The organism is Lachnoanaerobaculum saburreum DSM 3986, assembly GCF_000185385.1.
Classification (GTDB): Bacteria; Bacillota; Clostridia; order Lachnospirales; family Lachnospiraceae; genus Lachnoanaerobaculum; species Lachnoanaerobaculum saburreum.
Genome location: NZ_GL622296.1, coordinates 2,329,369 through 2,337,756, shown reverse-complemented (window position 1 = coordinate 2,337,756; position 8,388 = coordinate 2,329,369). Strand labels below are relative to the sequence as shown.

At 38.3% G+C, this 8,388-nt stretch carries 7 protein-coding genes and 5 tRNA genes; 11 read left to right on the top strand and 1 reads right to left on the bottom strand.

All coding sequences use genetic code 11. The annotated features are described in order from the left end of the window. The first annotated feature begins 170 nt into the window (after positions 1-170). The 5 genes from HMPREF0381_RS10700 (at position 171) to HMPREF0381_RS10680 (ending at position 622) form a co-directional block, all read left to right on the top strand. A tRNA-Glu gene (locus HMPREF0381_RS10700) sits at positions 171-242 on the top strand. A gap of 19 nt (positions 243-261) precedes the next feature. After that, a tRNA-Ile gene (locus HMPREF0381_RS10695) sits at positions 262-335 on the top strand. A gap of 26 nt (positions 336-361) precedes the next feature. Further along, positions 362-434: transfer RNA gene (locus HMPREF0381_RS10690), tRNA-Asn, on the top strand. Positions 435-457: 23 nt separating this feature from the next. Continuing rightward, positions 458-531 (top strand) — tRNA-Asp (locus HMPREF0381_RS10685). Between the two features lie 5 nt (positions 532-536). After that, positions 537-622: transfer RNA gene (locus tag HMPREF0381_RS10680), tRNA-Leu, on the top strand. Positions 623-752: 130 nt separating this feature from the next. Here HMPREF0381_RS10680 and HMPREF0381_RS10675 read toward each other — a convergent pair. Continuing rightward, positions 753-1,643: an AraC family transcriptional regulator gene (locus tag HMPREF0381_RS10675; protein WP_008751995.1), complete on the bottom strand. Its 891-nt coding sequence runs from the start codon at positions 1,641-1,643 to the stop codon at positions 753-755. Between the two features lie 226 nt (positions 1,644-1,869). Here HMPREF0381_RS10675 and HMPREF0381_RS10670 point away from each other — a divergent pair, with 226 nt between their 5' ends. The 6 genes from HMPREF0381_RS10670 (at position 1,870) to HMPREF0381_RS10645 (ending at position 8,200) form a co-directional block, all read left to right on the top strand. Continuing rightward, positions 1,870-3,498, top strand: coding sequence for an ABC transporter substrate-binding protein (locus HMPREF0381_RS10670; RefSeq protein WP_008751994.1), 1,629 nt, complete (start codon positions 1,870-1,872; stop codon positions 3,496-3,498). Positions 3,499-3,571: 73 nt separating this feature from the next. Continuing rightward, positions 3,572-4,501: an ABC transporter permease gene (locus tag HMPREF0381_RS10665; RefSeq protein WP_008751993.1), complete on the top strand. Its 930-nt coding sequence runs from the start codon at positions 3,572-3,574 to the stop codon at positions 4,499-4,501. Continuing rightward, positions 4,501-5,352: an ABC transporter permease gene (locus HMPREF0381_RS10660; RefSeq protein WP_008751992.1), complete on the top strand. Its 852-nt coding sequence runs from the start codon at positions 4,501-4,503 to the stop codon at positions 5,350-5,352. The genes HMPREF0381_RS10665 and HMPREF0381_RS10660 overlap by 1 nt, the downstream gene beginning before the upstream one ends. Further along, positions 5,352-6,326 carry an ABC transporter ATP-binding protein gene (locus tag HMPREF0381_RS10655; RefSeq protein WP_008751991.1) on the top strand — a complete coding sequence of 325 codons (975 nt, stop codon included), beginning with the start codon at positions 5,352-5,354 and terminating at the stop codon, positions 6,324-6,326. Before HMPREF0381_RS10660 ends, HMPREF0381_RS10655 begins: the two co-directional genes overlap by 1 nt. After that, positions 6,304-7,107 (top strand): ABC transporter ATP-binding protein, encoded by an 804-nt coding sequence (locus tag HMPREF0381_RS10650; RefSeq protein ID WP_008751990.1) that lies wholly within the window; start codon positions 6,304-6,306, stop codon positions 7,105-7,107. The genes HMPREF0381_RS10655 and HMPREF0381_RS10650 overlap by 23 nt, the downstream gene beginning before the upstream one ends. 10 nt (positions 7,108-7,117) lie before the next feature. Beyond that, on the top strand, positions 7,118-8,200 hold the full coding sequence (locus HMPREF0381_RS10645; protein WP_040461399.1) for a M42 family metallopeptidase: 1,083 nt from the start codon (positions 7,118-7,120) through the stop codon (positions 8,198-8,200). Positions 8,201-8,388 lie beyond the last annotated feature (188 nt).

The window sequence follows — 8,388 nt, the reverse complement described above, 5'->3', positions numbered from 1 at the left end:
GTATATAATCGGAGACACCATCAAATCCGCAAGCGAATTTGAGGTGTACTTTCTCACTAAGGCCAAGCTCTTCGCCAAGTGAGAAATGCAGTTTGGTAGGCAGTTTTGAAGGTGCATTTAAAAAATTACTTGACATTTTATTGTTTAGAGAGTAGAATAGCACAGTATTCGGCCCCATGGTCAAGCGGTTAAGACATCGCCCTTTCACGGCGGTAACACGAGTTCAAATCTCGTTGGGGTCATTGGCGAAAGCCATTATAAGGAGCTTTAGCTCAGTTGGTTAGAGCAATCGGCTCATAACCGATCGGTCCCGGGTTCGAGTCCCTGAAGCTCCATTGCCCTTAGTTTCTAAGGGCAATATTCCTTGATAGCTCAGTCGGTAGAGCATGCGGCTGTTAACCGCAGTGTCGTAGGTTCGAGTCCTACTCAGGGAGCTAAGATTTTATATCTTTATTATGGCCCGATGGCTCAGTTGGTTAGAGCGCCGCCCTGTCACGGCGGAGGTCGTCGGTTCGAGTCCGATTCGGGTCGTGTCAGCCGCAGTGGCGGAACAGGCAGACGCCCGGGACTTAAAATCCCGTGGGTAGAAATACCCGTACCGGTTCGATTCCGGTCTGCGGCAGTTTGAAATATGGCTTAAATCCTTGATTAACAAGGGTTTAAGCCTTTTTTATTTGTAGTAAAAAGTAGTCGTTTTAGGCGTTTTTAAATGTCTAATATTAGTCTAAAAATGCCTTTAAAGATTATATCTTCTATTCCTTATCCATTCTCTTTATAAATCTGTTGAACTCAAGGTCTGACATTGTGTCATTTTCATGCTTTAACTTTCTGTAGGCTGACGGTGTAAGCCCATACTTATGTTTGAAAGCCTTTGAGAAAACAGAGAGTGAATCATAGCCACAGGAGTAAGCGACATTTTCTACAGAGAGTGCCGAATCGTCAAGCAGGTGACAGGCTCTGTTAAGCTTACAATAGGTCAGATACTCTGAAGGAGAGTGTCCCATGCTGTTTTTGAATAATGTGAACAGATAGTTTCTACTGATGCCCAGGTGTGAGGATACATCATTGACACCTATTGAATGGTAAAAATTATTCTGTATAAATTCTATTGCCCTTACCAGATAATTATTATTCTTCAACTCTGTAGATTGACTTATACTCTTTGAATACATAGTATCAGGACAAAGTGAGCTTAAAAAGTCAAATAATAAAGATTGCCTTTTCAGTTCCTCCTTCAGTCCGCTTGAGTCGGTGGAAAGAATCTCTTCTGTAATTTGCATAAGATTCTCTTTTTTACCTGAAAGAATCGGATTTTTATAATTTATTCCCATCCTCTCTAAAATCTCGGCGACTTTTTCACCTTTAAAACCGATCCAAAGGTAGTGCCAAGGATCTTCAAAGTCTGCCCTGTAAAATGTCATAGCATTCGGTTCTATTAAGAACGCCTTGTTTGCTCCAAGTTCATATTCTGTATTATCACATAAGAACTTACCTTTTCCACTCACTATATAATGTATGATATAACATGGTCTGACAGCAGGTCTGAAACTGTGACCGGGTTCACACTGTTCATGACCTGAAAAATTTATAAAACAATCAGAAAAGGTTCGATCATTAAATAGCTTAAAACTTACGTTTTTCATATTCCTCCATATAAGTAAGGTAAACTGTCATTGCAGCAGTCTTATTTCAAACAGTTCTACTTGACTATTGTATTTTGTTACAGTTTTAAATGCAATGATGAAAATTTATAAATTTCATATTTTTTACTGTTTTGTAGTTGACTAAAATAAGTTTAAGTTGTATATTACCTATTAAATAAATGGGAATATAGGTTTATATTTTAATAAGAATAATAAGGGAGTATTTATGAGAAAAAATATTAAAAAATATCTTGCGGCATTTGCTGCATTATCACTTTTATTAACTGCCTGTGGAGGAGCAAAGGATGCTAAGAGCGACAGCAGTGCAGATACTACACAGGCAGGCGAAACAAAGACAGGGTCAGGTACCGGTGAAAAAGTATTGAAGTTCGGACAGGCAAATGCAGGCACCGGACTTGATATGCAAAAAAGTACATCATCAGGTGCGGCCTCTATTGCAGATGAGGTAACAGAGTCACTTCTCAGATTTAATGATAAGAATGAAGAGGAGGTTGTACTTCTTACAGATTTTCCAAAGGTATCGGATGACGGACTGACATATTCTTTTGAGCTGAAAAAAGGTGTTAAGTTTACAAACGGTGTTGAACTTACTACTAAGGATGTACAGTATACATTTGAAAGAATGTTTACTCCGGAAACAGGTGCCAAGTCAACAACATACTTTGATATGATAAAGGGGGCAAAGGATATGCTTGCAGGCAGTGCGACAAGTCTTAGCGGATTTGAAGCGGTGGATGACTATCACTTCAATATAGTACTTGAACAACCCTTTGCACCTTTTGTAAAGAATCTTGGAACATCATATGCGGATATATTCCCGGCAGAGGCAACAAAAGCGGCCGGTGCCGATTGGGGTATCGGTACAAATCTTATAGGTACAGGTCCATACAAGATTCTGTCAAATGATGATACCACAGAGGTAGTACTTGTAAAAAATGAAGACTACCATGGCGGTAATGTAAATTTGGATACATTGCGTGTACTGTATTATGATGATGCGCAAACAAAACTTATAGCATATGAAAACGGTGATATTGATTTGTCGGATTTGCCGGCGTCACAGCTTGAGCAATATGAAGCCAATCATGCAGATGAGATAAAAAAGTATTATCCGCTTGGAACAACATTTATATCTCTTAACCTTAAGAGTGAATATATATCGGATGTGAATGTGAGAAAGGCAATCTCACTTGCAATCAACCGTGAGGAGTTGGTAAATACAATATTGGCCGGTGCCGGAATTCCTGCTACCACCTTCCTTAACAATAAAATACCGGGTCATGACGACAGCCTGCCTGTAATGGAGTACAATCCTGAAAAAGCAAAGAAGATATTGGCAGATGCAGGTTATAACAGCGGCATTAATCTGACGGCTGAGGTAAGAGATACTGATGAGGCAATATTTAATGCAATTCAAGGATATTTGGAAGAAGTGGGAATCCACCTTGAAGTAAAGAAGGTTGACAATGCTACGTGGAACAGTGACAGAGCTGCCGGTAATGTTCAGATGACAGGAATGCAGTGGAACGCACTTTATCCTGATGCGGATTTCCAGATGTACAACTACTTCTATTCAAAGAACTCAAACAATCGTGGTGTATTTTATGATAATGCCGAGTATGATAAGCTGCTTGATGATGCCAGAGCCTCTACAGATGAAAAACAAAGAGCGGAGTTATATAAGCAGGCGGATCATATATTAACATTTGAGGATTATGCGGCAATTCCTCTTTACTATCCTCAGAGTCAGTTTATAGCAAAACCTTTTGTTAAAGATTTTACTGTCGGAAACTTGATTTACCACTTCTGGAATGTTGATGTAGATATGAAATAATGTTATTTTATAATAAATGCAGTCTGTATATGCAGGCTGTATTTTATTGTATATATAAAGAAGGGAGAGACTTGTGAAAAGTTATATTATAAAAAGAGCCTGTCTTGCACTCGGTATAATATTTTGTATTTCACTGATTACATTTTTTGTACTTAATGTTATTCCCGGAGATGTAGTGGCGGCCATGCTTGGAGATTTTGCAAGTAAAGATGCAATAGAAGCGGCCAGAGCGCAGATGGGACTGGATGTATCATTGCCGATGCAATATATCAACTGGCTTAAGAATATTTTGACAGGAAATTTCGGAAACAGTTATTTTCAAAGAAAGGCGGTTCTGACACTTATTGTGAATGCATTTAAGTATACATTTACAATGGCAATAGCCGCATATATAGTGGCGATAATACTCGGACTTTTGACAGGTATATTTGCAGCGCTATATCATGATAAATTACCGGACAGAATACTTATGAGTATATCGGTTTTCGGAATATCGGCTCCGTCATTTTGGATTGCCATTATATTGCAGATAGTGGCAGGACTGAGGCTCGGGTGGTTCCCGGTATCAGGTATAAAAAGCGGTATATGGTGGGTTTTACCTGCATTTTCACTTGGAATAAGGTCGGCTGCAACTATAGCCAGAGTGACAAGGACATCTATGCTTGAGGTGTTGAAGCAGGACTTTATAAGAACCGCATATGCAAAGGGGCTTTCAAAGAGAAGAATAATCTTTGTACATGCACTGAGAAATGCACTTGTGCCTATTATTACAATACTTGGAAATGACTTCGGTGTATTGCTTACAGGCTCTATGATAACAGAGAATGTATTTAATATACCCGGAATCGGAAAACTTTTGATAGATGCGATAAACAGAAGAGATATACCGCTTGTTCAGGGAGGAGTAATATATGTTGCAGGAATATGTGTAATCATATATTTTATAGTGGATATACTATATGCCGTTATCAATCCGAATATAAGATTAGGAGGTGAAAAATAATGTATCATTCAGATATACTTAAAAATATGGCAAAAAATAAAATTGCAATACTTTCCGCAATGATTCTTATATGCCTTGTGATTATATGTATTTTTGCACCTTTTTTGACTCCTTATGACCCGAATAAGCAGGCGTTAAATGACAGACTTTTGGCACCAAGTATGACTCATCTGTGGGGGACCGACCAATATGGAAGAGATATTTTGACCAGATGTATCTACGGATGTAGGATATCACTTTCGGTAGGTATTATTTCACAGCTTATAGCTACGTTTATAGGATATTTCCTTGGGGTTGCCGCCGGATATTTCGGAGAAATAGTTGATGATATTATTTCATTTATAATACAGGTATTTTCAAGCTTTCCGTTTTTGCTCTTTGCAATGGCACTTATGTATGCACTTGGTGCCGGAAAAGTAAATCTGTATCTGTCACTTGGATTTTTATCATGGGCTGCCACCGCCAGACTTATAAGAAGTAAGGTAATGGAAATAAAGAATCAGGAATATATACAGGCCTGTAAGATAGACGGAGGCTCTAATCTTCGTATAATATTAAAACATCTTTTGCCGAACTGTATACCTATGCTTATAGTTTCTATAACACTTGGAATACCGAATGCCATACTTTCCGAGGCAAGCCTAAGCTATCTTGGACTTGGTATACCTGTACCTACAGCCAGTTGGGGCAATATGATTGCAGAGTCACAACAGTTCATACGCTCAAATACATACTACAGTCTTTTCCCCGGTCTTTGTATTATTGTAACCGTTATGGCCTTCAATATGTTCGGGGACGGTCTAAGGGATGCACTTGATCCGAAGCTGCATTCACAAAAAGGAGGCCTGTAATGAGTACTTTATTAAGCATAAAAAATCTGAATGTAGATATTTTTAGTGAGAAGAGTATTTTACCGGTAATCAATAATGTAAATATAGATTTAAAAGAAGGTGAAGTGCTTGGAATAGTGGGTGAGAGCGGATGTGGAAAATCAATGCTTGCATCTGCCGTAATGGGACTTTTATCACCGCCTGCAAAGGTGACAAACGGAGAAATTTTATTCGAAAATGAGGATTTGGTTAAATTATCTCAAAAAGAGTTGCAAAATATTCGTGGAAGCAAAATATCAATGATATTTCAGGAACCCATGACATCACTAAACCCGCTTATGAAATGTGGAAGGCAGATAGAAGAGGTGTTGTTTACACATGAAAAGCTTGGTAGGGGTGAACTTAGAAAAAAAGCAATACATGCCATATCGGAGGTAGGAATAGGCAGAGCTGTAGATGTCTATAATGATATACCGTCAAGACTTTCAGGAGGCATGAGACAGAGGATAATGATAGCGATGGCGCTTATTTGCAACCCAAGGTTACTTATATGTGATGAGCCGACTACAGCACTTGATGTGACAATACAGGCTCAGATATTAAAACTGATAAAGGAAATTCAAAATAAGAAAAAAACCTCGGTTATATTTATTTCACATGATATGGGTGTAATATCAAAGATGGCAGACAGAGTGGCGGTAATGTATGCCGGACAGATAGTGGAGATTGCAGGTGCAAATGAAATATTTACAAATCCGAAACATCCATACACGATAGGACTTTTAAGAGCTATACCTGATATGAATACAGGAACCAAAGCACTTCATGATATAAGAGGAAGCGTACCGATGCTTGATGCACTTCCAAACGGATGCCTTTTCTCGCCAAGATGTGATATTGCAATAAAAAAATGTTTTAAAGAAAGACCGAAACTTAAAGGAGATAAACATTGTACCAGATGTTTTGTGGTAAATGACAAAGAAAGCTATGAGTGAAGTATTACTGAAAGTAAGCAATTTAAAAAAGTATTATAACAGCGGTTCATTATTTCAAAAAAAGAAAACATTAAAGGCACTTGACGGAGTAAGTTTTGAACTGCATAGAGGAGAGACTCTTGGAATAGTAGGAGAGAGCGGTTGCGGTAAGTCCACACTTGCAAAGTCGATAATAAGGCTTATAGAGCCGACAGCCGGTGAGATTATTTTAGGTGATAAGGACTTTAGGAAACTTTCGGGGCAAAATCTGAAGGAAGCAAGAAAACATATAAAGATGATTTTTCAAGATCCTTATTCATCTCTAAATCCCCGAATGACTGTAAATGAAATTATAGGTGAGCCTTTGGATATTGCAAAGGCATATAAAGATGTAGAAGAAAGAAATAAAAAGATAGAAAACACTATGGAGACGGTAGGGCTTGATTTGTCATGGAAGAACAGATTTCCACATGAATTTTCAGGCGGACAAAGGCAAAGAATAGGTATTGCAAAGGCAATTATTCTAAATCCTGATATTGTTATATGTGATGAGCCTGTTTCCGCACTTGATGTATCAATACAAGCAAAGATAATCAATCTTTTATTGAGATTACAGAGGGAGTTGAATATTTCTTATATTTTTATTTCACATGACCTTTCAGTGGTAAGGCATATAGCGGACAGGGTAATGGTGATGTATGGCGGCAAGGTGGTAGAAGAAGGGATAACTGAAGATATTTTTTCAAATCCCAAAGATGATTATACAAAGACCTTGCTTGAGTCCATACCATATATCATATAAAGGAGATATTATGGAGTTTAATCGTAAAAATACGGAAAAAGAATTCAGAGAGCGTATAGTAGGACTTTCAGGAGTCTTCGGACCAAGCGGTTTTGAGGACGAAGTCGCAAATCTTATAAAGGAACATCTAAAAGGTGTAGATTATGAGATTTCAAGTGATGTTATGGGAAATCTGATTTTCCATAAAAAAGGAAAAGGTAAGACAAAAGTACTTATATCGGCACATATGGATGAGATAGGGCTTATTATAAGGCATATCGACAGTAAAGGTTTTCTGTGGGTCGATACTTTGGGCGGAATAGCCCCACAGCAGTTTTTCGGCAAGCATGTTATTATAAGGACTGAAGAAGGAAAGCATATAGACGGAATAATAAATTCACTTCATCCGGGCAGACCGGACAGATGCCACACTATGCCTGAGTCCGTGCATGAGTTTTTTATTGAAGTGGGTGCAGACTCAAAACAGGATGTAATTGATATGGGAATTGAAGTAGGTAATGCCGTTTCAATTGACTATCCGGTTATTTTTCTTGGCAATCATCGAATAGGCGGTAAGGCACTGGATGACAGAGCATTTGTTTTTATACTTGAAGAGCTTGTAAAGTTGCTTGATGATAAGGATAATATACCTGATTTCTATGCAGTCTTCAGTGTACAGGAAGAAGTAGGTGCAAGAGGTGCAATAGTGGCGGCAAGCAATATACAACCTGATATTGCAATAGCACTTGATATGAGTCTGGCAACAGATATTCCGGGAGTGCCTGATGCGGAGTGTGTGAATGCACTTGGCGAAGGAGCGTCTATAAAGGTTATGGATAAACTCGGTACAGGTATAGGCGGACTTCTCTCAAATAGAGAAGTGGTATCACAGATGAAAAAAACAGCCAAAGAAAATAATATTCCATACTGTATAGAAGCCTATGCCGCAGGCGCTACAGATGCAAGTTTTATGCAGACTCTAAACGGCGGTATAAAGGCGGGAGGGCTTCAAACGCCTATGAGGTATGTACATAGTTATGAGGTGGCGGATGTCAGAGATGTGGTCGCCACATTGGAACTTTTATATAGATATGTGCTTAGCCTTTCAGAATAATAATTAGAATCAGTAAAATACTATTCATCTATTTATAGTTTAAAATATTGAAGTACAAAAAACGGCGTAAATTCTTTAGGTTAAAGGATTTATGCCGTTTTCGGATTATAAAATGATAAATAAATAACAAGTAAATTATTTGAAATAATGTTACCGCAATCCCACCGGCTTTAGACGGTGGGTTAAGG

Excerpts from the sequence above, each read along its gene's own strand:
- HMPREF0381_RS10675 (WP_008751995.1), bottom strand. The coding sequence starts at position 1,643 with ATGAAAAACGTAAGTTTTAAGCTATTTAATGATCGAACCTTTTCTGAT.
- HMPREF0381_RS10670 (WP_008751994.1), top strand. The coding sequence starts at position 1,870 with ATGAGAAAAAATATTAAAAAATATCTTGCGGCATTTGCTGCATTATCA.
- HMPREF0381_RS10660 (WP_008751992.1), top strand. The coding sequence starts at position 4,501 with ATGTATCATTCAGATATACTTAAAAATATGGCAAAAAATAAAATTGCA.
- HMPREF0381_RS10655 (WP_008751991.1), top strand. The coding sequence starts at position 5,352 with ATGAGTACTTTATTAAGCATAAAAAATCTGAATGTAGATATTTTTAGT.
- HMPREF0381_RS10650 (WP_008751990.1), top strand. The coding sequence starts at position 6,304 with ATGACAAAGAAAGCTATGAGTGAAGTATTACTGAAAGTAAGCAATTTA.
- HMPREF0381_RS10645 (WP_040461399.1), top strand. The coding sequence starts at position 7,118 with ATGGAGTTTAATCGTAAAAATACGGAAAAAGAATTCAGAGAGCGTATA.